The following is a 24926-nucleotide window of genomic DNA, read 5'->3' as shown; positions in this document are numbered from 1 at the left end:
GCACAACATGTCTACTACCACTGCAACATTCAAACATGTAAGCTACTTATGGGACGAAGCGAAGGCGGCCGAAATGGCCGGTGATGAAGTAGCGCTTCTCATATACAGGTCCAATCTGCTCGGCGCCGATCTGCGCCTTACCAATTATGGCGGGGGCAACACCTCCTGCAAGGCCATGGCCAAAGATCCCTTAACCGGAACCGAAACCGAAGTGATGTGGGTGAAGGGAAGCGGCGGCGATATCGGCACACTCAAAAAAAGTGGTCTGGCGGCGCTGTATGTGGACCGCCTGTGCAGTCTGAAAAACATCTACCGCGGCATTGAACATGAAGATGAAATGGTGGAATTGTTCAACCACTGCATCTATGATCTGGCTTCCAAAGCGCCTTCCATCGATACGCCGTTGCACGGCTTTCTTCCGTTCAAACACATCGACCACCTGCACCCCGACGCTGCTATTGCCATTGCAGCGGCGAAAGACGGTAAAAAGATCACACAGGAGCTCTTCAACGGAAGCGTCGGCTGGGTGGAATGGCAGAAACCTGGTTTCGACCTGGGGCTTCAACTGAAGCAATGCCTTGACGAAAACCCCGGTATCCGCGGCATCATGCTCGGTTCCCATGGGCTTTTCACCTGGGGCGATACCGCTTATGAAAGTTACCTGAACACCCTTGAAGTGGTGGAACGCTGCGCGCAGTATATTGAAGATGCCCGCGCTAAAAAAGGCGAAGACTTCGGCGGTCAGAAGATTACTTCACTCGAGAAGGAACAACGCCTTGCACAGGCAGCGAAACTCGCGCCCGTACTGCGCGGACTCTGCTCTTCACAAATAAAAATGATCGGTCACTTCACCGATGACGACCGCGTGCTCCAGTTCATCAATTCGAATGACCTCGACAGGCTTGCGCCCCTGGGTACCAGTTGTCCCGATCACTTCCTCCGCACGAAAATCAGTCCGCTCGTGCTGAACCTCGCCCCGGATGAAAACCTGGATGATTACAGCGCCATCAAAGCAAAACTTTCCGGCCAGTTTGAAGCATACCGGAAAATGTACACCGAGTACTACGAAACCTGTAAACACCCGAACAGTCCGGCCATCCGCGATGCCAACCCCGTGGTATTGCTGTACCCCGGCGTGGGCATGTTCACCTTCGCGAAAGACAAACAAACAGCGCGCGTAGCCGCTGAATTTTATATCAACGCCATCAACGTAATGCGTGGAGCGGAAGCCATTTCTTCCTACACTTCCCTTCCCCGCCAGGAAGCGTTCAACATCGAATACTGGCTGCTGGAAGAAGCGAAACTGCAACGTATGCCTAAGCCAAAGGCGCTCTCAGGAAGAGTGGCCCTGGTAACTGGCAGCGCCGGAGGTATAGGTAAGGCCATCGCCAAACGTTTTGCCGACGAAGGCGCCTGCGTGGTAGTGAACGACAATGACGCGGCCCGGCTGGAATCTGCCAAAACGGAGTTCCAGCAGCAATATGGTAATGATGTGTTCGCAACCGCACTCCTCGATGTAACCAAATCATCCGATATTTCCAGCGCCTTCCACGTGGCGGCCCTCGCCTTCGGCGGAGCGGATATCATCGTGAACTGCGCCGGACTTTCGATCTCCAAACCCATCGAAGAGCATACCGAAAAAGACTGGGACCTGCTCTATGATGTACTGGTGAAGGGCCAGTTCTTCGTAACACAGGCCGGTGTGGAGATCATGCGCAAACAGGGCTTTGGCGGTGATGTACTGAACATCGTAAGTAAGAACGCGCTTATGTCTGGTCCCAACAACGCAGGTTATGGCTCCGCGAAATCGGCACAGCTCCACCTGAGCAGACTGAACGCCGCTGAACTCGGCAAAGACCAGATCCGTGTGAACGTGGTGAACCCTGATGCCGTAATTTCCGATAGTAAGATATGGGAAAGCGGATGGGCCGAAGGGCGCGCCAAGGCGTATGGCGTTACCGTAGCTGAATTGCCCGCGTACTATGCAAAGCGCACCTTGCTGAACGAGATTATTCTTCCGGAAGATATCGCTGCGGCATGTTTTGTGTTCGTGGGCGGGATGCTGAATAAATCTACCGGGAACGTCCTGAATGTGGATGGCGGGGTTTCAACGGCGTTTGTGCGGTAGAGGTTCACGCGTAAGAGATTCCACGCAATTGCTTTGTGCTACGCACTGCTTCCAGTTGCTACATTTCTCGCAGTCTCGCAGGGAGAGGGATGGTTCTCGCAACGGCGCTACGGCGCAACGTTAGAACGTGCTGTATGTTCCTGGTTGGATGTTTCCGCCACTTCCTGATATATTGGCCACTGAGTTTAGATGCGCCAGGAATGAACTCAGCATAAATGCTTCGTACGTTTATGAATGAAATAAAAAATGAATGTTATAAACCTTGCTTCGTTGCGTCGTTGCGCCGTTGCGAGAAATGAAAATAATGAAACGAGTTGCCTTTAAAATGCTCCTTCATCCCGGCAATGAAGCAGCCTACAAAAAACGCCACGATGAAATATGGTCCGAACTTCAGGACCTCCTGAAGCAGGCCGGCATATCCGACTATTCCATCTTCCTGGATGAAGAAACGAATATCCTCTTCGCCACCATGCTCGTGGCCGACCAGGATGCGGTAGATCGTCTCCCGGAGCAGCCGGTGATGAAAAAATGGTGGGCGTACATGAAAGATATCATGGCCTCCAACCCCGATAATTCGCCGGTAAGCATTACCTTAAAACAAGTTTTTCACCTCGCTTAATTCTTTACCATGCAAATTCAACAATACCAACTGGATGCCCACAACGATGCGGAACTGAAGGCCCATAAAAGAGGCTTCGACCATGTTTCAGCAGACCTCGTAAATAAAGAGGATATCCTGAAAAAGCTGGTCGATTTCCAGGTGGCCATCCCCAGTTGGGCATTGGGCACAGGCGGCACCCGCTTCGGAAGATTCTCCGGCGGAGGCGAACCCCGTAACCTCGAAGAAAAAATTGAAGATGTAGGACTGTTACAGCAATTGAACCGCTCCAGTGGCGCGATATCCCTGCATATTCCCTGGGATATCCCCGAGAATGCGCAACACATCCGCGCACTGGCCGCACAAAAAGGCCTGCGCTTCGATGCCGTAAATTCAAACACATTCCAGGACCAGCCCACACAGGAACTGAGCTACAAATTCGGTTCACTGCAACACGTAGACAAAGCCGTGCGCCAACAGGCCATCGAACACAATATTGAAGTGATTAAACATGGGGTGGAACTGGGTTCCGATTCCCTCACCGTATGGCTCTCCGATGGGTCCTGCTTCCCCGGTCAACTCAACTTCCGCCAGGCGTACGAACGTACTTTGGAAGGGTTGAAAGAAATTTACGCTGCACTCCCCGCCAACTGGAAAATGTTCGTGGAATACAAAGCCTTCGAACCGAATTTCTACTCCATGACCGTAGGCGATTGGGGACAGTCTTTATTGTACGCACAGAAACTTGGTCCGCAGGCTTATACCCTTGTTGACCTGGGCCACCACCTCCCCAATGCCAACATTGAGCAGATCGTTGCTTTGTTGCTGATGGAAGGCAAACTTGGCGGGTTCCACTTCAACGATTCTAAATACGGCGATGATGACCTTACCGTTGGAAGCATCAACCCCTACCAGCTCTTCCTCATTTTCAAGGAGCTCGTGGAAGGCATGGATGCCCGTGGTATGAACCACGCCACCGATCTCGCCTGGATGATAGATGCCTCCCACAATGTGAAGGATCCCCTGGAAGACCTGCTGCAGTCGGTGGAAGCCATCCAGATCGCTTACGCACAGGCATTACTGGTAGACAATGCCGCACTGAAGCAGGCACAGGAAAACAATGATGTGGTGCTGGCCCAGGAAATATTGCAGGGCGCTTACAGAACCGATGTGCGTCCGTTGGTAGCTGAGGCCAGGCTTCGTTCCGGCGCCGCGTTGCAACCCCTGAAATTGTTCCGTGAACTGAAGGTGCGGGAAGAACTCATAAAGAATCGTGGTCAGAAAGCTGTTTCAACCGGGTTGTAGGTCACGCAAAGACGCAAAGGAGCAAGGACGCAAGGAACGAAACTTTTTGTTTGAAGCGGCAAATGCTCCGATACGCTTTTAAGAACCAACACCAATTTAAATAAATAAAAAATTTGCAATAAATCATACGCATTTAACCAAAGCACCAACACGACCCAAACTCAACAACCCTTTGCGTCTTTGCAGCTGCGAGGCACGAAGCAATTGCGAGAAAAAATAACACCGCATGCCATAACCCATGCCAGCAACAAACAACATATCGCCCATACCGGTTATCGCCATCTTCGATATCGGCAAAACCAACAAAAAAAGATTCCTCTTTGATGAATCTTATAATGTGGTGGAAGAAACTTCTTCCAAATTCGAAGAAACCACCGATGACGATGGTGATGCCTGCGAAAACCTGCAAGCCCTCACCAAATGGGTACGCGACTCCATGGATGAACTTTTCCAACGGAAAGACATCCTGGTAAAAGCGGTGAACGTGTCCACTTACGGGGCGAGTTTCGTGCACATCGATAAGAATGGGGAAGCGGTGGCGCCCCTTTACAATTACCTCAAGCCATTTCCAAAAGAACTGGAAGCCGAGTTCTACGGCCGGTACAATGGCGCGGTTACTTTTTCCATGCACACGGCATCGCCAACTTTGGGTAACCTGAACTCGGGGCTGCAGTTGTACTGGCTGAAGAGCAGGAAGCCGGCGCTGTTTGAAAAGATCCGCTTCTCGCTGCACCTTCCCCAATACATTACTTACCTTTTTACGGGTAGAACGTATTCCGATATCACCAGCATCGGTTGTCATACCGCTTTGTGGAACTTCCCGCAGAACCATTACCACGAATGGCTTTACCGCGAGGGAATCATTCCCAAGCTCGCGCCTATATTTCCTTCCGACCAGGCCATGCACGCCAACTGGAAGGGAAGCCCGATCCTTTGTGGCGTAGGATTACACGATAGTTCCGCCGCATTGATCCCCTACCTCGCAGGATTCAAAAGCCCATTTTTACTCATCTCCACCGGGACATGGTGCATCAGCCTCAACCCTTTTAACCAGTCTAAACTGAGTGTGGAGGAGCTACAGGATGATTGCCTTTGTTACCTCGAATACCGGGGAAAGCCCATCAAAGCGTCACGCTTGTTTGCAGGCTATCTCCATGAGCAGGAAGTAAAACGTCTGGCGGATTTTTACAACGTTGAGGAAGATGCCTATAAAAATGTTTCCTTCAACCCCGACATCATCAGCAAATTTACCGGAAGGCATTCGAATTGGATCGACCGCAGTGAAAAAAGACCCGTGGCAGAAGATTTTTCTACCCTGGACCTCAGTGATTTTCCCGATTACGAAACGGCTTATCACCGGTTGATGTTTTCCATCGCTGAGGCCCAGGTGTATGCGACGGACCTGGTACTGCACGGAGCGCCGGTGAACAATCTATTCGTGGATGGTGGATTCGGAAAAAATCCCATCTACATGCAACTGATGGCCGCGGCATATCCTCAGCTGGATGTGTATGCCGCATCGGTGGCGCAGGCAACCGCATTGGGCGCGGCCCTCGCCATTCACAGGTACTGGAACAGCAAACCTGTGCCGGACAACCTCATCAACCTGCAGCATTATGCTGTGGATGTGAGGGTTTAACACGTTTGTTAATAAGCTTTTTGCTATGATTGATATGAAAAAAAAGGCAATGACCCTTGCCGCGTTCCTGTTATTGGCCGGAACCAGCTTTGCACAGCTTCAGTGGCCCGCCGTTACCACAACTACAAAACCCTGGACACGTTGGTGGTGGCAGGGCAGCGCCGTTACTGAAGCAGGCGTGGCAGCTTCTATGTACCTCTACAAAAACGCGGGACTGGGCGGCCTGGAGATCACGCCCATCTTCGGTGTAAAGGGAGCTGAAAACAGTTTCCTCCCTTTCCTCTCACCACGTTGGGTGGAAATGTTCCAGTTTACTTTAAATGAAGCGAAAGCGGTTGGCCTTGGCATAGATATGGCCACCGGTACCGGCTGGCCCTTCGGCGGACCCTGGATTGGCGCTGAAGATGCCTGCAAATACCTCACGCATAAGAAATATGACGTAGCGGGTGGAACAACATGGAGCCAGCAACTCGAATTCATCGCCGATGGCTTCGTGCGTACCGCAAATGGAAAACCGCTGAAACCTGATCAGTTGAAAGACCCCATCGCTGACAACGAAAACCTCCAGGCGCTGGCCATCGACCAGGTCCGGTTTCCGAAACCACTTAAACTCATCAAAGTTTTCGCCTACGGCGAAAACGGGCAGTCGATGGATATTTCCAGCAACGTAACCAATGGGAAGGATATAAAGTGGAACGCCCCCGCTGGTAACTGGAAAGTATATGCGCTTTTTGAAGGGCTGCACGGAAAGATGGTGGAACGCTCCGCGCCGGGAGGGGAAGGAAATGTGATCGATCATTTTGAACAGAAAGCGCTGGATAACTACCTCTCGAAATTCAACACTTCCCTGGCAAAAACGGATATGAGCCACCTGCGGGCCTGGTTCAACGATTCTTATGAAGTAGATGATGCCCGCGGTCAGAGCGACTGGACCCCCAACCTGCTGGAGGAGTTCAGCAAAAGAAGAGGTTACCGCCTCGAACGTTTTTTACCCGACCTGTTTTCCAGTGAAAATACAGATACCCGAATCCGTGTTCTACACGACTACAGGCTCACCATTTCCGACCTGATCCTGGAAAAGTTTACGCAACCATGGCACCACTGGGCCGCCAAACAGGGCAAGCTCATCAGGAACCAGTCGCACGGTTCACCCGCCAACATCCTCGATCTCTACAGCGCCATTGATATCCCGGAAACGGAAGGTACCAATATCCTTCGTTACAAGTTCGCCACCTCCGCGGCACATGTGGCGGGGAAACCACTGGCTTCGGCCGAGGCGGCCACCTGGCTCAACGATCACTTCATTTCAACGCTCTCCAATGTGAAAGCCGTGCTGGATAAATACTTCATTGGTGGCGTGAACCATATCTTTTACCACGGCACCAACTATTCTCCACAAAACGATCCATGGCCCGGATGGCTGTTCTATGCCGCCGTTCATTTTCATCCCAACAACCCGTTCTGGAAAGATTTCGCCTGGCTCAATCAGTATGTTACCCGTTGCCAGTCGTTTTTACAGGCCGGAAAACCCGGGAACGACGTGTTGCTGTATTTTCCCTTCCACGATCGCCTGATGGAACCGACCGCGCGGGGCGGAATGCTCCATCATTTTGATGGTATGGAAGGTTTTGACGGAACACCGTTTGAACACGCGGCTTCCTGGATGCTGGAAAACGGGTATGCCTTCGATCTTTTTTCTGATAAACAACTGGAATCATTCCAAACAGCGGATGGACGTATCCAAACGGGCGGAGCGGAATACCAGGTAATCGTGGTGCCGCAATTGAAGTCTATGCCATTGGCTACCGTACGTAAGTTATACGCCCTTGCGCAGCAAGGCGCCACCGTTGTGTTTGCCGGGCACCTGCCTCAAAACGCGCCCGGCATGGCCAACCAGGATGAAGTAAAGGCTTTCTTCGGAAAAGTGATGCAGGAACTCACCATTGAGAATGATCCCGCAACCGGCATTTTTACGGCAACAACCGGGAAGGGAAAACTACTGGTGGCAGAAGGTGAAAAACTTGCCGACCTGCTGAAAGCCGCCGCTGTAAGAAAAGAAATGCTACCAGAAGGGGTGAAGAGCATACGCAGAATCATCCCGAACGGAGAATATCATTTCATCGCCAATACAGGAAATCTGGCCATCGACCAATGGGTGCCCGTTTCCAAAAAATTCCGGTATGCCGCCCTGTTCAATCCCATGAACGGCGAAGCAGGCGTATTACAACCCAGGTTATCGAAAGATTCCATGCTGGTCCACCTTTCCTTAAGGCCGGGGGAAAGCCTTGTGCTCCAGGTATCGGACCAGCCCATCAGCGGACAAATGTTTCCTTCCTATGTGGCAGTTGGCGCCGCGCAAACTGTTGGCAAAAGCTGGAAACTGGCCTTTGTTTCGGGAGGCCCGAAACTTCCACAGCCTGTAATGGTTACCAAACCGGGTTCGTGGACGGAGCTGCCTGGTGATGATTACCAGTATTTTTCAGGCGTGGCGAAATATACCACCACCTTTGCAAGGCCAAATACCAAAACAGCGACCGATGTGTGGAAACTGGACCTGGGTAAAATCGGGGAGTCGGCGGAAATTTTCCTGAACGGGAAGAAGGTCACCACCCTACTGGGACCCACTTACGAAGTGTTGATTCCCTCCACTGCCTTCGCCGCGAAAAACACCCTTGAGATCGTGGTGTCCAACAGCATGGCCAACCGGATCATCTTCCTGGAAAAAAGTGGCGTGCAATGGAAGAAGTTCTACAACATCAATTTCCCCGCGCACAAAGCGGAAAACAGGGGTGCCGACGGCCTTTTCTCCGCACTGAAATGGGAACCATTCTCATCCGGTATGCTTGGTGAAGCCACCTTAACCCCGATGTTGAATACACTGAATACAAAATCATCAATTAAAGGAAAGTAGCGCCGGTAGACGCTCATAGAAAATAACGGATATGCTCAACGTAAAAAAACTGCTTTTCTCCGCTTTTTTCCTCGCAACGGTTGTTCACGCAAGCGCACAGGAAAAAGAGATTCAATACCTGTCCGGTACAGGAAGCTCGGATACCAAAACCTGGGAATTCTTCTGCACCGCCGGGCGCAACAGCGGCAAATGGACCACCATCCAGGTGCCGTCCTGCTGGGAACAGGAAGGATTCGGCGCCTACAATTACGGCCGGGATTACAAGACCTACGGAAAAAATTTCCGCTTCGCGGATGAAAAGGGACTTTACAAGTACAAATTCAATGTACCCGCGAACTGGAAGGGAAAAGATATCTTCATCGTATTCGAAGGTTCCATGACGGATACCGAAGTAAAAATAAACGGTAAACCCGCGGGAGAAAAACACCAGGGCGCCTTCTACCGGTTCAAATATAAAATCACTGATAAACTGGTTTTCGGCGCACAGAACCTGTTGGAAGCGGAAGTGTCTAAAATGTCGGCTGACCCATCCGTTAACAATGCCGAAAGGCTGGCGGATTACTGGGTATTCGGCGGTATTTTCAGACCCGTTTACCTGGAAGCCGTTCCGAAGGAACATATCGACTATACAGCTATCGATGCCAAAGCGGACGGTAGTTTCGCCATGCAGGTGTTCGTAAAAGGATTGCAACAAAACCGGGAGATCGTTGCCGATATCCGCGATGCCAAAGGGAAATTCGTGGCCACCGCCAAAGCCTCCGTTACACCCAAAGATTCCGTGGTGGTGCTGCGCACCAAAGCAAATAATATCCTAACCTGGACTTCGGAAACGCCACACCTTTACAAGGCGTTCGTTTCCCTTCAGTCCGCGGGAAAAAAAACTTTCCAGCTCAAAGAAACCTTCGGCTTCCGCACCATCGAAATAAGAAAGGGCGATGGCATCTACATCAACGGCGTGCAGGTGAAAATGAAGGGCATCAACCGCCACTGCTTCTGGCCCGAAACCGGCCGCACCCTGAACGAAGAAATACAGGTGAAAGACGCGTTGCTGCTGAAAGAAATGAACATGAACGCCGTGCGCTGCTCACATTATCCGCCCGATAAACGTTTCCTGGAACTCTGCGACTCCATGGGTATTTATGTGTTGAACGAGCTGGCCGGCTGGCAAAAAGCTTACAGTACTCCTGCCGGTGAAAAACTGGTGAAGGAACTGGTGGTCCGCGACCTGAACCATCCCTCCATCATCTTCTGGAGCAATGGCAACGAAGGTGGACACAACAAAGAACTGGACGATGATTACGGCAAATATGATTTCTCCAACCGTCCCGTCATCCATGCGCACCACAGGCCGGGAAACGCTTACAATGGCATCGACTGTAACCACTATGAAGATTATTACAGCACCCAGAAAATTCTCGCCGACAATAATATCTACATGCCCACGGAATTCCTCCACTGCCAGGACGATGGCGGTTGCGCCACCGGGTTATACGATATGTGGGAACAGCACTGGAACGCCAAACGTTCCGGCGGCGGTTTTCTCTGGGCCATGGTAGATGAAGGTGTGGTGCGGACCGACCTCAACAACATCATTGATGTGAACGGGGTGAACGCGCCCGACGGCATCATGGGACCCCACCGCGAAAAAGAAGGTGGCTTCTTCGCCATCCGCGAAATATTTTCTCCTGTAAAAATCACGCTCAAAAATCTTCCGGCTCAATTCGCCGGAGGCATTGAGATCGAGAACAGGTTTCACTTCACGAACATCGCTCAATGTTCTTTCCAGTGGGGTCTTGTGAATTTCCGCCAGCCGGGAGAGCAGTTCGCCGGTTATTCCCTCCAGCAAAAAGGAACGGCCCCCGCTCCCGATATCGCGCCGGGTAAAAAAGGCATTCTCAGTTTGCCCCTGCCCGCGGATTGGAAAAATTACGACGCCCTGGTACTGGCGGCCTTCGATCCTTTCAAAAAAGAAATCTACAAATGGACCTGGAAAATTAAGGGCAATGAAGCGCTGCTGACCCAAGTGGTCCTGAAAGATAAATCCGCCGCAGGCTTTGAAAACATCGGAGACTCCATCATCGGACTGAAAGGCGGAGAAGTAACGGTGTTCCTGGATAAAAAATCCGGGCAGATCGTGAACCTGCGCAATACGATGAGCGATAAACTCTCTTTCTCCAACGGCCCGGTAATGGTTTCGGGCAACGCCACTGTTTCCGGCGTGAAAACCTGGACCGAAGGAAATGATGCCATCGCCGAATTCACCTACTCAGGTGATATGAAGTATGTGCGCTGGCGCATGAACGGCAGCGGATGGCTTTCCATGGAATATGATTACGCCTTGAATGGTGATTATCCTTTTGCAGGAGTTTCTTTCAATTATCCTGAAAACTTCGTGTTGGGTGCGAAGTGGTTGGGGAAAGGCCCGTACCGTGTTTGGAAGAACCGGTTACAGGGCGTAACGGATAATGTGTGGGAGAACGCTTACAACAATACACATACGGGCAGCGCACCCTGGATCTATCCTGAATTCAAAGGGTACTACGCGGACATTACCTGGATGGAAATGAACACCGTGGAAGGCAAGTTCACCATTGCCAGCGCCGATACCGGTTTGTTCGTAAGGCTCTTCGATTTTTATGGTCTTTCCGGGGCGAAGCCACACCCCAATCTGCCGGTTGGCAACATCTCGTTCCTGGATGCTATTCCGGCGTTGGGCACCAAGCTGGCTTTGAACATAGATGCAAATCCTTCCAAACTGGGCCCATCGGGCGAACCCAATCATTTGAACGGAAACAGGAAAAGAACCCTCTGGTTTTACTTCGGACTTCCCAAACCATCTTCCGATAAAAAAGAGCAGTACAGCCGCCCCGCGGTGAACGACCTCTTCTAAAATAAAAATCATGAAAACGCTGATCAGTAGTATAATCCTTTCTTTCCTTACCCTTAGTTTGCAGGCCCAGCATAACCTGGAGTGGGCGAAAAAAGTCGGGAGCAGGCAACAACCTTCCGCGAAAAAGATATACTGGGTAAACGATTTCGGTGCGAAATCCGATACCGTTACCATCAATACCAAAGCCATACAAAACGCTATTGACGCGGCTTCGCGCAAAGGCGGCGTGGTAAGGTTCAAACCGGGAACTTATGTTACGGGCGCATTGTTCCTGAAAAGCAATGTGCAGTTACAGATTGATAAAGATGTCCTGATCCTGGGCAGTACCAGTTTCGATGATTACCCTGAAATAGATACCCGTATTGCGGGCATAGAAATGAAGTGGCCGGCCGCGCTCTTCAACGTGATCGGGCAAAAGCGGGTAGCCATTACCGGGGAAGGAAAAGTGAATGCCCGGGGAAAATTCTGCTGGGATAAATACTGGAACATGCGCCGCAACGACTACGAACCAAAAGGCCTGCGCTGGATCGTGGACTACGACGCGAAGCGCGTACGAACGGTACTTATACAGAACGCGGAGGATGTTACGCTGAAGGGACTTACATTCAGCAACGCGGGTTTCTGGACCATTCAGTTGTTGTATTCTTCCTATGTTACCGTTACCGGAGTTACCGTACGCAACAACGAAGACGGCAAGGGCCCCAGTACCGATGGTGTGGATGTGGACTCCTCCTCCTGGGTGCTGGTGGAAAACTGTGATATAGATTGCAACGATGATAATTTCTGTTTGAAAGCGGGCCGCGATTGGGATGGATTACGGGTGAACCGTCCAACCGAATATGTGGTGATCCGGAACTGCATTGCGCGGCGTGGCGGTGGATTACTCACTTTGGGCAGCGAAACCTCTGGTTCTATAAGGCATGTGCTGGCGGAAAACATGTACGCCAAAGGAACAGGCAACGGCTTTCATATTAAATCGGCGCTCACCCGGGGCGGCGTGGTGGAAGACATCCATATCCGGAACTGGAAACTGGATTCGATGAAGAATGTTTTCCATTTTACCATGAACTGGAACCCCACGTACAGTTATTCCAAACTGCCTGCGGGATACAACGAAAATAATATTCCTGAACACTGGAAAACCATGCTCCGTAAAGTGGAGCCGGAAGAAAAAGGCATTCCGCTTTTCAGAAATATTTATGTGGATGGGATGAAGGTAGATGGCGCCTCGAAGTTCATGGATGCGGAAGGATTGCCTTCCCGTGCATTGGAAAATTTTCACTTTTCAAACATTAAGGCCACGGTAACCTCGGCCGGAAAAGCGCATTTCACCAAAGGCTGGACCTTCGATAAAGTGGAACTCGTTGCCAAAGAAGGTTCATTAAAAGATCTTTCCGCAACAGTACAGGATGGAAGGGAAAAGGGAACAAACTAATTTGATTCCTCGAATTTATTTCGCCATGAATGGATTGCTGCATATGAAAAGAAACCTGCTTTTCGGACTTTGTTTATTAGCCACCCCTTTTTCCATGCGTGCACAACGAACCATGGAACACCTGGACCGCGGCGTGGTGGCTATTCCCGATAGCAACAAAACCTTCATCAGCTGGCGATTGCTGGCTACCGATCCCGATGATATCGCTTTCAACGTCTATAAACAATCGCCACGGGGACCACTCAAACTGAATGCGGTACCCATTAAAAACGCGACCTGGTTCCTCGATGAAACCGGAGGTCCGTCTGCACAAAGAACTTACCTCGTGAAAGCCCTGCTGAAGGGAAAAGAAGTGGAAACCTCCGCCCCTTTTACCATAGCGGCCGGCAACAACAAACCGTATTTGTCCATTCCGCTGCAAACGCCACCGGGTTATACGCCAAACGACGGTTCCGTGGGCGACCTTGATGGCGACGGCACTTACGAGATCGTGGTGCACATGACCGGCAGGGCGAAGGATAATTCGCAGGCCGGCATTACCGATCCGCCCATATTCCACGCGTATAAGCTGGACGGCACTTTATTGTGGCGCATCAACCTCGGGAAGAACATCCGCGAAGGCGCGCACTACACCCAGTTTATGGTGTACGACCTGGATGCCGATGGAAAAGCTGAAATAGCCATGAAGACCGCCGACGGCACCATTGATGGAGAGGGCAAGGTAATTGGCGACTCCACAAAAGATTACCGCAACAAAGACGGGTATATCCTCTCCGGCCCCGAATACCTCACCGTATTCGACGGGCTCACCGGAAAAGCCCTCGCTACCACGAAATACATTCCTGCCCGCCATCCTGAAACGGAAACGCCTACCACGGAGGATCTCAAAAAAGTTTGGGGCGATGGCTATGGCAACCGTATGGACCGCTTTCTGGCCTGCGTGGCTTACCTCGATGGCAAAACGCCCAGCCTCATTATGGCAAGGGGTTATTATACCAGGACCGTACTGGCCGCCTGGAATTTCAAAGAGGGCCAGCTTTCCCATGTGTGGACCTTCGACAGCGATGATCCCACACATCCTGAAAACAGGCCCTACCGCGGACAGGGCAACCACAACCTGAGCGTGGCCGATGTGGATGGCGATGGAAAAGATGAAATCATTTATGGCGCCATGGCGCTCGACGATAACGGAAAAGGATTGCACACCACCGGGTTCGGTCATGGCGATGCCCTTCACGTGAGTGACCTTGACCCGTCCCGCCCCGGGCTGGAAGCATTTGACATCCAGGAACGTTTCGGTGATGCGGGTGTGCATTTCCGTGATGCGCATACCGGAGAGGTACTCTGGAAAAAACCTTCCGTTAAAGCCGGTGAAGATGGCGAGGGACCCGGAAGAGGATTGTCGCTGGACGTGGACCCCCGCTACCCGGGCTTTGAAAGCTGGGCCGCCGGCGCGGGCATTACCGGGATGTTTGATGTGAAAGGCAACAAAATCGCTGAGAAAACCCCTCCTGTGAACATGGGTATCTACTGGGACGGCGATGAGCTGAGTGAAATACTGAACGGCACTTTCATAGGAAAATGGGACTACCTCAACCAAACGACCCATAAACTGCTCGATGCCCGTGAATATGGCTGCGCGTCCAACAACGGCACGAAACAGAATCCTGTGCTTTCCGCCGATATTTTCGGCGACTGGCGCGAAGAAATGATCGTTCGCTCCGCGGATAACAAAGAATTGCGGATATTTTCCACTACTATTCCCACCAGCCGCCGATTTTATACCTTTATGCACGATCCCCAGTACCGGCTCAGCATCGCCTGGCAGAATGTGGCATACAACCAACCGCCCCATACTTCCTTCTACATAGGGCCGGGTATGAAGGATCCACCAAAACCCGGTATAAAAACTGTTATCTACAAAGCGAAAAAGAAATGATCAAGAAGCACACGATTCTGCTGGCCCTGGCTTTCTGCACACTCACCTCATTTGTACTCCTCCAGGGAAGAAAGCCCATCCTGTACATTATTGGAGACTCTACCGTGCGCAACGGCGACGGCTCCGGAAAAAACAAACAATGGGGTTGGGGAAGCTTTATGTACAAGTATTTTGATACGACCGAGATCAGCGTACGCAACCACGCCATCGGCGGAAGAAGCAGTCGCACCTTTCTTACCGAAGGCAGGTGGCAAACCATATTGAACGATCTCCGCAAAGGGGATATCGTGCTGATCCAGTTCGGCCACAACGATGCCGGTCCGCTGGACGATACCGCCCGCGCCCGGGGAACCATCCGGGGCATTGGCAATGAAAGCAAGGACATCTATAATCCTATCCGGAAACAGAACGAAACCGTGTACACCTATGGCTGGTACATGCGAAAATACATTCGCGAAGCCCGTGAAAAAGGCGCGATCCCTTACGTGTGTTCACCCGTTCCGCGCGACAACTGGACCCCCGAAGGAAAAGCAAAAAGAGGAAATGCCGATTACGCCGGTTGGGCAAAACAGATCGCTTTGGAAGAAAAAGCCTGTTTCATAGACCTGAACAACCTGATCGCGGATAAATACGATGAGCTGGGAAAAGAAAAAGTAGCGCCGCTTTTTTTCGGAGACCATACCCATACCAGCGAAGCGGGTGCAAAACTTAACGCTTCCATCGTAGCAACGGAGTTACAGAAGAAAGGCGAATGCTCGCTGGATAAATACATGTACATCATTTTACCATGAGATATACCCTGCTATTCGTATTGCTTGCAACTTTCTCCCAATGCCTCCCAACCGCATCCGTTAATGATCAACCAATCGACCGGCAAAAAGTGGTGGAACGGCACAACATTCAACTCACATCAGCCGATACACTGGCATCGCTCACCGTAGGCAACGGGAAATTCGCCTTTACAACCGATGTTACCGGACTGCAAACTTTTCCCGAAGCGTATAAAAACGGGATTCCCCTGGGTACACAGTCCGAATGGGGATGGCACAGTTTCCCGAATGTGATGGGATTAAAACGGGAAGAATCATTGCAGGAATACGATTTGAATGGCAGGAAAATCACCTACCTGGTACAAAGAAAATCACCGGAAAGAAGCAAGGCGGCTTCCAATTATTTCAGGGAGAACCCGCACAGGTTGCAACTCGGCAACCTGGGTTTTGTGTTGCTGAAGAAAGACGGCACAGAAGCCACGCTGAAAGACATCACCAATATTCAACAGGAACTTGAACTCTGGAACGGTACCATACACTCCGTTTTTAGGGTGGAGAACGAGCAAGTGGAAGTATGGACCAATGCCCATGGTGAACACGATGCCATTGGCGTGAAAGTAGTTTCCCCGCTGTTGGAACAGGGCAGGATGCGGGTGAAACTGCGTTTTCCCCTCCCCACCGCCAAATGGAACGATGAAGGGGTTTATTATGGAGAACCGGAAAAGCATACTTCGTTCATTCATAAAGCGAAGCCCGGAAGGATCGTGCATACATTGGATACTACTACGTATTTCGCGGACCTGAACTGGGAAGGGAATGCCACGCTGGAAAATCCATCCGCGCATGATTTCAGGCTGAAGCCCGCTCCGAAGGATACTTTCTCCTTTACCTGCCGCTTCTCACGGGACAGCACAACCAAAAAAGAGCTCTCTTTTTCCACCATATCGGTCAGTAGCGCAAAAGCGTGGGCAGACTTCTGGCAATCAGGCGGAGCGATAGATTTCGAAGGAAGCACTGATACCCGTGCCCATGAACTCGAAAGAAGAATCATGCTTTCCCAATACCTCACCCGTGTACAATGCGCGGGTAGTTTCCCGCCACAGGAAACCGGCCTTACGGCCAACAGCTGGTATGGGAAGCCGCACCTGGAAATGCACTGGTGGCACGGCGTGCACTTTGCACTTTGGGGAAGGCCGGAGCTGCTGGAAAGAAGTATGGACTGGTATACGAAGGTAATGCCCACCGCCAGAGCGATTGCCGAACGTCAGGGTTTTAACGGCGTGCGCTGGCAGAAAATGACGGACAACAACGGAGATGAATGCCCCTCTTCCGTAGGTGCTTTTCTCGTATGGCAGCAGCCGCATTTCATCACCTTCGCGGAGCTGTTGTACCGCGCAGGGGAGAAAAAGGAAACCCTTGAAAAATACAGTGACCTTGTTTTCGCCACAGCGGATTTTATGGCTTCCTTCCCCTACTACGATTCCCTCAAAAGCAGGTTCATGCTCGGAAAAGGACTGATCCCCGCCCAGGAGCGTTTCCCCGCCGTGGAAACCTTCAACCCCACGTATGAACTCGCCTACTGGCGCTGGGCCCTGGAAACGGCGCAGCAATGGAAAGAGCGCCTCGGCATGAGACCGGATGAATCCTGGAACCGCGTACTGGACGAACTCTCAGCATTGCCAGTTCAGAAAAATGTGTACCTCGCCGCCGAAAGCGCCCCCGACTCCTATACCAAACCGGAATACATGACCGACCATCCTTCCGTATTAGGTGCCTATGGCATGCTCCCGCTCACGAAAGGACTGGATACCGCGGTGATGCGCAACACTTTCAACCTGGTTTGGGACACCTGGCAGTGGAACGATACCTGGGGCTGGGATTTCCCCATGACCGCCATGACCGCTGCAAGACTAGGCATGCCGGAACGCGCCGTGGACGCGCTGATGATGGATATCCGCACCAACACCTATCTTCCCAACGGACACAATTTCCAGGACAACCGGCTGCGGATTTACCTCCCGGGCAATGGTGGATTACTCGCCGCCATCGCCATGATGACGGCAGGTTTCGACAACAATAAAACCGACCGCCCCGGGTTCCCACAAAATGGCAAGTGGAAAGTGAAATGGGAGAAAATGGCAAAGATGTTCTAAACGAAATGGTGAAGGGGAATCCCATATCCCGCTTCCCCGCAAATAAAATGAGGATGAAACAAAAACTTCTTTTTACAACGCTCACGATCGCCTTTTGCGCAGGCGCACAACTTTTCGCGCAGAAACTTCCTTCGCAAAAATCCATCATGAAGGCCATGGTGAAAACCAACGCTTATTTCATGGAAACCTGGCCCGATCCGGGGAAGCCCATCTTCACCAACATCGAACGCCCCAGTAATATCTGGACCCGCGCCGTATATTATGAGGGCCTGATGGCGCTGTACAACATTAACCCGCAGAATGAATATTATAAATACGCCGTGGAATGGGGCGAAAAACACAAATGGGGCCTGCGCGGCGGTATCGAAACACGCAATGCAGACAACCAATGCTGCGGACAAACTTATATTGACCTCTACCTGCTGGACAGGAAGCAGCATCCCGAATGGATCCGCGATATAAAAGCGTCCATCGACCGGATGAACACCACCCCAAAAGTTGACGACTGGAACTGGATTGATGCCTTCCAGATGGCCATGCCCGTGTATGTAAGGCTTGGCCTGCTGTACAAAGATTCCACTTACTTTAACCGGATGTACGAGATGTATGCCTACTCTAAATACAAGCAGGGTGGGGGTTTGTACAACAAAGCAGATAAACTCTGGTGGCGTGATAAAGATTTTGTGCCGCCCTATAAAGAGCCGAACGGTGAAGACTGCTACTGGAGTCGCGGCAATGGCTGGGTAGTGGCTGCCCTGGTGCGCGTGCTGGAAAAACTGCCCGTAACGGATCCGCATTACAGTGAATACCTCCAGGATTATAAAGATATGCTGGCCGCCCTGTTGCCTGTTCAACGCAAAGATGGTTTTTGGAATGTGAGCCTGCACGATCCCAACCACTTCGGGGGCAAGGAAATGACCGGTACCGCACTCTTTGTGTATGGCATGGCATGGGGTATTAACAACGGGCTGATCGATAAAAAAACATACCTCGCCCCAGCTATAAAAGCATGGAACGCAATGGTAAAAGACTGTATCCACCCCAACGGGTTCCTGGGTTATGTACAGGGAACGGGGAAAGAACCTAAAGACGGTCAGCCGGTGAGCTTTACCAGCAAGCCTGATTTCGAGGATTACGGATTGGGTTGTTTTCTGCTGGCGGGAAGTGAGATGTATAAGTTGAGAAAATAATCGCCATTGGGCAAAAACGCCGCCTTCCTCCGTTAAACAACGGATATAAATTCAGTTTTTTAACGGAGGCTGCGGTGTCAAACAGTTTGTAATTTCCGTTCCTGCATCAAACTTACACTTACGGTGCCCCAAAGTGGGCGGTTCAGGAACGGCCCGGATTTATTCCGGGCCTGTTTATAGGTACTATTTCGATAGCATCCGGAGCAAATCCAGTACCGCATTCAGGATAGTATCTCTTTTCCGGTCCTGCTGCATGGGAACGGCGATGGCTTTCGGAGGCTGGGGTAAAAACGGTGGTTGTTGCTGTGTGTTCATGGATAATAGCTTTAGAATTCAAATATGAGGATAAAAAATCCTTCCCGCCAGTAAATCCGCCCGCTTAACCAGCCGTTAACCCCTGTTTAAGGTGAACTACTTATCCCCGAATCTTCCTGCTTTTAAGTAACCATAAGTTCCTTACTTTTGTAAAAAACCAACAAGATGAATCTTTTTGTAGCCGGCCTGCCTTATGATCTGTACGACGACGAACTGATGGAAATATTCGAGAAATTCGGTAAAGTCAATTCGGCGAAAGTGAGCATGGACAAGGAAACCGGGAAGAGCCGCGGTTTCGGATTCGTGGATATGCCCAATGAAGAAGAAGCCCGTGAAGCAATTGACGGACTCAACGATATTTCACTCGGTAAAAAACCGCTTGTTGTGAAGCAGGCGGAGGACAGGGGCAGCGCCCCCCGCGGACCCCGTCCAGGTGGTGGCGGACCCGGTGGTCCCAGGTTTGGCAACAACCGTCCCGGTGGCGGCGGCGGTGGTTACCGTGGTGGCGGCGACGACCGCAACAGAAACAGGTATTAATTTATTCCTATAAAACAAAGCACGGCAGTATGTAGTGTTACATGCTGCCGTGTTGCTTTTGGGGCCATGTACTGATTCCACCAACAGCAATGCATTCAAAAGATATGTGGTATTGCATGGCCACGAATGTGTGCCTGAAGCTGAAATATATCCCGGAGAACTCTGCCAGAGTGATGGTTGCCCCACCGTATCTCCGGGTATGCTGAAGAAACTTGAAAAGAAACTGGATGCATCGTCAAGGCCCGTGCTGCTGTGGTTATACCCTTAGCCCCGAACGAAGTACGCTACAAATAATCCGGCCCCGTTGAAACGGGGCCGTTGGGAACGGAACATTACATTTACTCGCTTGACATGTTCCGGTCCTGATTTCTACGCTTTCTTCACTTAATTTGAGAGAACAGAAATATACCGGCACAAACTTAGGATGGAGGGCCCCGTTTGTATTTCCTATATCGGGAAATTCTGTTTACGAATCCGGGAAATTAAAGGAGGGTTTTCGCGCAATTGCTTTGTGCTGCGCACTTCACAACGCACTGCTTCCTGCTTCGTACCTCGCAGTCTCGCAGGAGCAGGGACGCAAAGAGAGGCTGATGTTGAAGGTCATGGGAAAATGCTGTTTTTCTGGCGCTAGATGTTTGGAATAGGCATAAAAAGAAAAACCCGGTCAGCACCATGCTGACCGGGCCGTGTTTATACGGATAAGGGTTACTGTTTTTTCCGCTTCAGGTATTCCGTTTTTTTCTTTTCATATTCAGCTTTCTCTTCTGCTTTGTACCGCTCGCGGTAGGAGGCGGGGAGGTTCAGTCTTTCTTTCATCAGACCGGGTGCCCAGTCTACCAGTTCTTTTTCTCCGTTTTTGTTCCGGACGATATCGAATGCATCATACAGTTCACCGGTAACGGTATAAGCTTCCAGCCTTATTTTATCCGACTCAACTTTTACGCGCTGGTACAGCTGCGTATTGGCGGCCACCCGCTGCAGCCAGGGTTCCAACGAAGGCACATACATTTTAGGACCGCTCACAGAAACTACATAAACAGGACCTTTCAGGGGTTGCCGTTTTTGTTGTGGAGAGGTTTCCGCGGTTCCCCTGCCGTAGGTATGGTCGTGACCGGTGAGTACCAGGTCTACGGGATATTTTTCGAAGATGGGCTGAAAAGCGTCGCGCAGGCTTTTGTTGTCGCGGCCGTTACCCGAGGAAAAAACAGGGTGGTGCATGGTTAAAATCGTCCACTTGTTTGGGTTGTTTTTCAGCACGTTTTCCAGCCATTTCACTTGGCTGATGCTGTCTTCCTTACTCAGCAATAAAGATTGTGAGCTGATGGAGATGACCCTCACCTGCTGGTAATCGAAGAAATAAGTAAGTTCTTCCAGGCCTTCCGGGCCATTCAATGGCAGGTTGAAAGTTGGGCGCCAGTGTTTGGTGAGTGTAAGTTTTCTTTGCTCATCGCGGTAGAACTCGTGGTTGCCTGCGGTGGGTACACAGGGAATCATGGCGTGCATCCAGCCTCCGGCATAAAAGAACTCTCCCCATTCCTTGTCCACATTCGTGCGGTTGATCAGGTCGCCCGCATGCAACATGAAAGCTGCGGATGCTTCGTGTTGGAAAGCGGCGCGGATGGTACGGCTCCACCATTCTTTGTGGTCGTTCTGTGCATCGCCGAGGTAAAGAAAAGAGAAGGGACGGAATTTTTCGGCTGCTGTTCTGAATTGAATCCATTCACTTCTGTTCACCGCGTCACCCACGCGGTACATGTATAAAGTATCCGGGATCAGCCCGGTGAAAGTGGCCGAGAAATAGTGTGCTTTTGCACCCGGAAGATCCAGTGTTTCCACGGTAGCCGGCAAGGTGACGGGGTTGATCAGTTCGGGTTCGGCTTTGGCCAGCGCCAGTTCAACATACCCGGTAGTGACGGTGGTATCCATGCGCCAGGAAACACCCATTCCGGAGGCGGGTTTTTCACCGATGGAGAGCATGATGCGGTCGGGAACTTTTGTGGCCGGGTAAGCAGAAACCGGCTCCTGTGCGAACACAGGAGCGGTTTGTAAAACACCAATGGTAAGGATTGCTGCGATAGATATTCTCATCTTGAAAAATTGTTTTAGAACCTGAAATTGATACCGGCGCTTCCCCACCAGCTATCGAGGTAGGTGTTAAGCGGGTATTGTTTGTCACCCATGTAATCGGAGCGCTGCGCGCGGGTGATATTGCTGATGTTCACCACGGCTTTCAGTCGTTTGGTGATTTGTTGAGATGCGGAGAAATCGAGTTGCATCCTTCCTTTTTCGTAGGTATCGAACCTTTCTTCATCGCCTACTTCACGGAGATAAGTCGCGAAGAAGTAGGAAGATATTCTCCCTGAGAAGCCGTACTTCTCATAAGTAAGCGACAGGTTGCCCACGTGCGGTCTCATTTCAGGCAGGGCGATATCGCGGGTGGTGGTCATGAAGGGAATGGTAAGTTTGGAATCGGTATAGCTGTAGTTGGCGTACACGCCGAAGCCGTTCCAGAAGCCGGGGAGGAAAGTGAATTGCTGCTGCCAGGCGATTTCCACGCCTTTTACCGTGCCTTTTGCACCATTGGTTACGGTGTTAATACGGTATCCGTTGAATTCTCCGCCCTGTTGCTCGAAGGAGTAATCAAAAAGCACATCGCGTACATCTTTGAAGAACACGCCTCCGGAAACAAGTCCGATAGACTGGAAATAATGTTCAAACAAAAGATCGTAGTTGGTGGCGTTTTCTTCTTTCAGGCTCGGATTGCCCTGGTTGATGCGTTTTCTTCTTTTTTCAATCTCCATCCAGGGAACGAGGTCGTAGTAGTTGGGCCTGGAAAGTGAGCGTGTTACGGCTGCGCGGAAATTGGTTTTGGCGGTCATTTTGTATTTGATGTTCAGCGAGGGATAGAATCCGTCGAAATCTCCCTGGTGGTCGATTTTGGTGGTGGACACGTAATTCCCTGTTTCATCCAGCAATACCTGGTTGCCTTTGTAATCGAAGGAGGTTCTTTCGTAGCGTACACCGCCTACCACATCAAATTTTTTCAGGTTCAGGCTACCCATCAGGTAGGTCGCGGCCAGGTCTTCTTTGCCTGAATAGGAATCCGGGTCGGTGTTCTGGCGGGTATAGGTGATGTTGTCGACGTATTTCTCGCGGTTGTTCTGGAAGTTCTCTTCCATGGTTTTTGTTTCGGGGAAACCGTAGAAGTTTATTACGCCGTCGAAGAAATCATCGCGACGGTAGGAAGAAGTGTAATCAGAAAGTTTAAACGTTGCTTCTCCGGTTTTCAGCACATGGTTGTAGTAGTTCCTGAAGCGGTCGTTCGTTTTGTAACGGTAGCGGCCACCTGCTTTGATGAACGCCGACTGCTTGTTGCCCAGCTGAAAAGTCTTTTTAGCGTTGAAGGTACCTTGAGCGTCTTTGTCGTTCACCTGTTCGTGCCTGTTGGTATAACTCCTCGTGGTATAATTGGCGAGGTCGTTGGCTGCGGGTGTGGTGAAATTGATCCGGGGACGAGCGGGATCCGCAAAGTCGATATCCGCTTCCTGTTTGCCGAGGGTAAAAGAGGAGTTCCAGTACTTGGGCTGGTCGTACAGGCCTTTGTTCAGGTTGATGTTATAGTCAATTTCCACGGTTCCGGCCAGTGATTTTCCTCCCGTGCTGATGTTGAAAATATCACGGTGGTAATCGCGCCAGCGGCCCTCACGGTAAATGGTGATGTTGTTCACATGGTTTTCCGAAGTATAACCACCCAGGCTGTTCCCGATACTGCCCGAATACTGGAATTCATAGTATTTATTGTAGGTACTTCTGAGGTAAACCTTGCTGTTCTTCCCGAGGTCATAATTCAGGTCGAGGGTAAGACCGAGGTTATCCCTTTCAATATTGAACGCTTCGTAGGTTATGTTTTCGGGTTTGCGTTTTTCAGTTCCATTGACGTCGAAATCTTCGTAGGATATATCGATCCTGTCTTGTCCGCGGAACGATTTGAAGTAGCTGGCGCCGAACAGGTAGCCGAAACGCTTTTTCTTTTGTCCGTAAACGGCGGATACATCGTAATTCGCTTTGCCGGTAAGGTTGTTGTAGCCGATGAGCGCTTTACCGGAGAGGATGGCTTTGGGATCCTGGGCACTTTTGGAGATGATGTTCACGATGCCTCCTGTGGCATCGGCATCACGGTCCGGGGTAAGCGTTTTGATGATTTCGATGGATTCCACTGTATTGGAGAGGATACCGTTGAGGTCGGTGGTTCGCGACTGTGTTTCCGTGGCTGGAGCCTTGTTTCCGTTGATTTGCACGGAGTTCCTGGTGGGATCAAGTCCGCGGATGATCACATCCCGGGCCACGCCATAGCTGTATCCCACGGCTACGCCGGGCACGCGCTGGAGTGATTCGGACACCGTGTTGTCGGGGAATTTCTCCATCTGCTCTTTGGAGAGCACATACTTGATGTTTTCCGCGTTCCGCATCGCGTTGAGTGCGGTTACCTCTCCTTTACGTATACCCGTGATGGTAACGCCACCCAGTGTACCGGTTTTTGAGGTAAGCTGGAAAGAAATTTCGGTGGTGGCGCCTTCGGTAACGGTTACTTTTTTCCTGGCGGTATTGTAGCCGAGGTAAGAAATTTCCACTTCATGTTCACCAGCGGGCAGTTGGTGCAGCAGGTATTGCCCGTCCTTATCGGTGAGCACGGTCCAGCCGGAGTTCACCAGGGCCACCGTCGCGAAAGGAAGTACATCTTTGGTAACGGCATCTGAAACGGTTCCTTTTAATGCGCCGGTTTTCTGAACCGGTGTTTTAACGGGTTCGCTCTTGCGTAAAATCACCTGGTTACCGGAGCGGGAAGGCACCAGTCTGGTACCGTTTAATACCTTGCGAAGCACATTGTCAAGGTTTTCGTCCTTTGCTTCGAGGGAAACCGGCGCAAGGTTTTTCACGTCATCGTTGTGGTAGGCGAAAACCAGGCCCGTTTTAGACTGTAGTTCCGCCAGCGCTTCGGGCACCGAAACTTTCCTGAGCGACAGCGAGACTTTCTGCCCCGACTGCGCGTGAGAAGGATGACCCGCCCACAACAACAGGGCGAGCATGGGGGTAAAACAAGATTTCATACCAATCA

16 protein-coding genes are annotated in these 24926 nt (G+C 51.1%); 13 read left to right on the top strand and 3 right to left on the bottom strand.

Annotated elements, in window-relative coordinates; translation table 11 throughout:
* Positions 1-7: 7 nt before the first annotated feature.
* The 11 genes from M4J38_RS15290 (at position 8) to M4J38_RS15240 (ending at position 18958) form a co-directional block, all read left to right on the top strand.
* Positions 8-2128 (top strand): bifunctional aldolase/short-chain dehydrogenase, encoded by a 2121-nt coding sequence (locus M4J38_RS15290; protein WP_251760632.1) that lies wholly within the window; start codon positions 8-10, stop codon positions 2126-2128.
* A gap of 304 nt (positions 2129-2432) precedes the next feature.
* Positions 2433-2747, top strand: a complete 315-nt coding sequence (gene rhaM, locus M4J38_RS15285; protein ID WP_251760630.1) for an L-rhamnose mutarotase — start codon at positions 2433-2435, stop codon at positions 2745-2747.
* Positions 2748-2756: 9 nt separating this feature from the next.
* Positions 2757-4031, top strand: a complete 1275-nt coding sequence (locus M4J38_RS15280; protein ID WP_251760628.1) for a TIM barrel protein — start codon at positions 2757-2759, stop codon at positions 4029-4031.
* A 238-nt stretch (positions 4032-4269) separates the two neighbouring features.
* Entirely contained in the window at positions 4270-5670 is a 1401-nt protein-coding gene (locus tag M4J38_RS15275; RefSeq protein ID WP_251760626.1) for an FGGY-family carbohydrate kinase, read from the top strand.
* A 49-nt stretch (positions 5671-5719) separates the two neighbouring features.
* Complete coding sequence (locus M4J38_RS15270; RefSeq protein WP_251760625.1) at positions 5720-8581, top strand: glycosyl hydrolase; 2862 nt, start codon at positions 5720-5722, stop codon at positions 8579-8581.
* A gap of 31 nt (positions 8582-8612) precedes the next feature.
* A complete protein-coding gene (locus tag M4J38_RS15265) occupies positions 8613-11471 on the top strand; it encodes a glycoside hydrolase family 2 TIM barrel-domain containing protein (RefSeq protein ID WP_251760623.1) in 2859 nt (952 codons plus the stop codon).
* 10 nt (positions 11472-11481) lie between these two features.
* Entirely contained in the window at positions 11482-12906 is a 1425-nt protein-coding gene (locus tag M4J38_RS15260; protein WP_251760621.1) for a glycoside hydrolase family 28 protein, read from the top strand.
* A gap of 94 nt (positions 12907-13000) precedes the next feature.
* Positions 13001-14845 carry a rhamnogalacturonan lyase gene (locus M4J38_RS15255; RefSeq protein WP_251760620.1) on the top strand — a complete coding sequence of 615 codons (1845 nt, stop codon included), beginning with the start codon at positions 13001-13003 and terminating at the stop codon, positions 14843-14845.
* Positions 14842-15636: a rhamnogalacturonan acetylesterase gene (locus M4J38_RS15250; protein ID WP_251760618.1), complete on the top strand. Its 795-nt coding sequence runs from the start codon at positions 14842-14844 to the stop codon at positions 15634-15636. Before M4J38_RS15255 ends, M4J38_RS15250 begins: the two co-directional genes overlap by 4 nt.
* Positions 15633-17768 (top strand): hypothetical protein, encoded by a 2136-nt coding sequence (locus M4J38_RS15245; RefSeq protein ID WP_251760617.1) that lies wholly within the window; start codon positions 15633-15635, stop codon positions 17766-17768. The genes M4J38_RS15250 and M4J38_RS15245 overlap by 4 nt, the downstream gene beginning before the upstream one ends.
* A 53-nt stretch (positions 17769-17821) precedes the next feature.
* The gene (locus M4J38_RS15240) at positions 17822-18958 is read left to right on the top strand and encodes a glycoside hydrolase family 88 protein (RefSeq protein WP_251760615.1); all 1137 of its coding nucleotides are present in this window, start codon (positions 17822-17824) and stop codon (positions 18956-18958) included.
* A 183-nt stretch (positions 18959-19141) separates the two neighbouring features.
* Here the strand turns inward: M4J38_RS15240 and M4J38_RS19760 are convergent, their stop codons facing one another.
* On the bottom strand, positions 19142-19273 hold the full coding sequence (locus M4J38_RS19760) for a hypothetical protein (protein ID WP_256469214.1): 132 nt from the start codon (positions 19271-19273) through the stop codon (positions 19142-19144).
* Between the two features lie 165 nt (positions 19274-19438).
* Between M4J38_RS19760 and M4J38_RS15235 the strand changes: the two genes are divergently transcribed.
* Positions 19439-19810, top strand: coding sequence for an RNA-binding protein (locus M4J38_RS15235; RefSeq protein ID WP_251760613.1), 372 nt, complete (start codon positions 19439-19441; stop codon positions 19808-19810).
* Between the two features lie 34 nt (positions 19811-19844).
* A complete protein-coding gene (locus M4J38_RS15230; protein WP_251760612.1) occupies positions 19845-20078 on the top strand; it encodes a murein L,D-transpeptidase catalytic domain-containing protein in 234 nt (77 codons plus the stop codon).
* 437 nt (positions 20079-20515) lie between these two features.
* Here M4J38_RS15230 and M4J38_RS15225 read toward each other — a convergent pair whose 3' ends face one another.
* Entirely contained in the window at positions 20516-21898 is a 1383-nt protein-coding gene (locus M4J38_RS15225; RefSeq protein WP_251760610.1) for a metallophosphoesterase family protein, read from the bottom strand.
* Positions 21899-21912: 14 nt separating this feature from the next.
* Positions 21913-24918 (bottom strand): TonB-dependent receptor, encoded by a 3006-nt coding sequence (locus M4J38_RS15220; RefSeq protein ID WP_251760608.1) that lies wholly within the window; start codon positions 24916-24918, stop codon positions 21913-21915.
* Between the last annotated feature and the right edge of the window lie 8 nt (positions 24919-24926).

The sequence above is a fragment of the Parasegetibacter sp. NRK P23 genome (genome assembly GCF_023721715.1).
Lineage (GTDB): Bacteria > Bacteroidota > Bacteroidia > Chitinophagales > Chitinophagaceae > Parasegetibacter.
The sequence above is the reverse complement of the archived record's forward strand: the minus strand, read 5'-3'. Positions and strand labels throughout refer to the sequence as shown.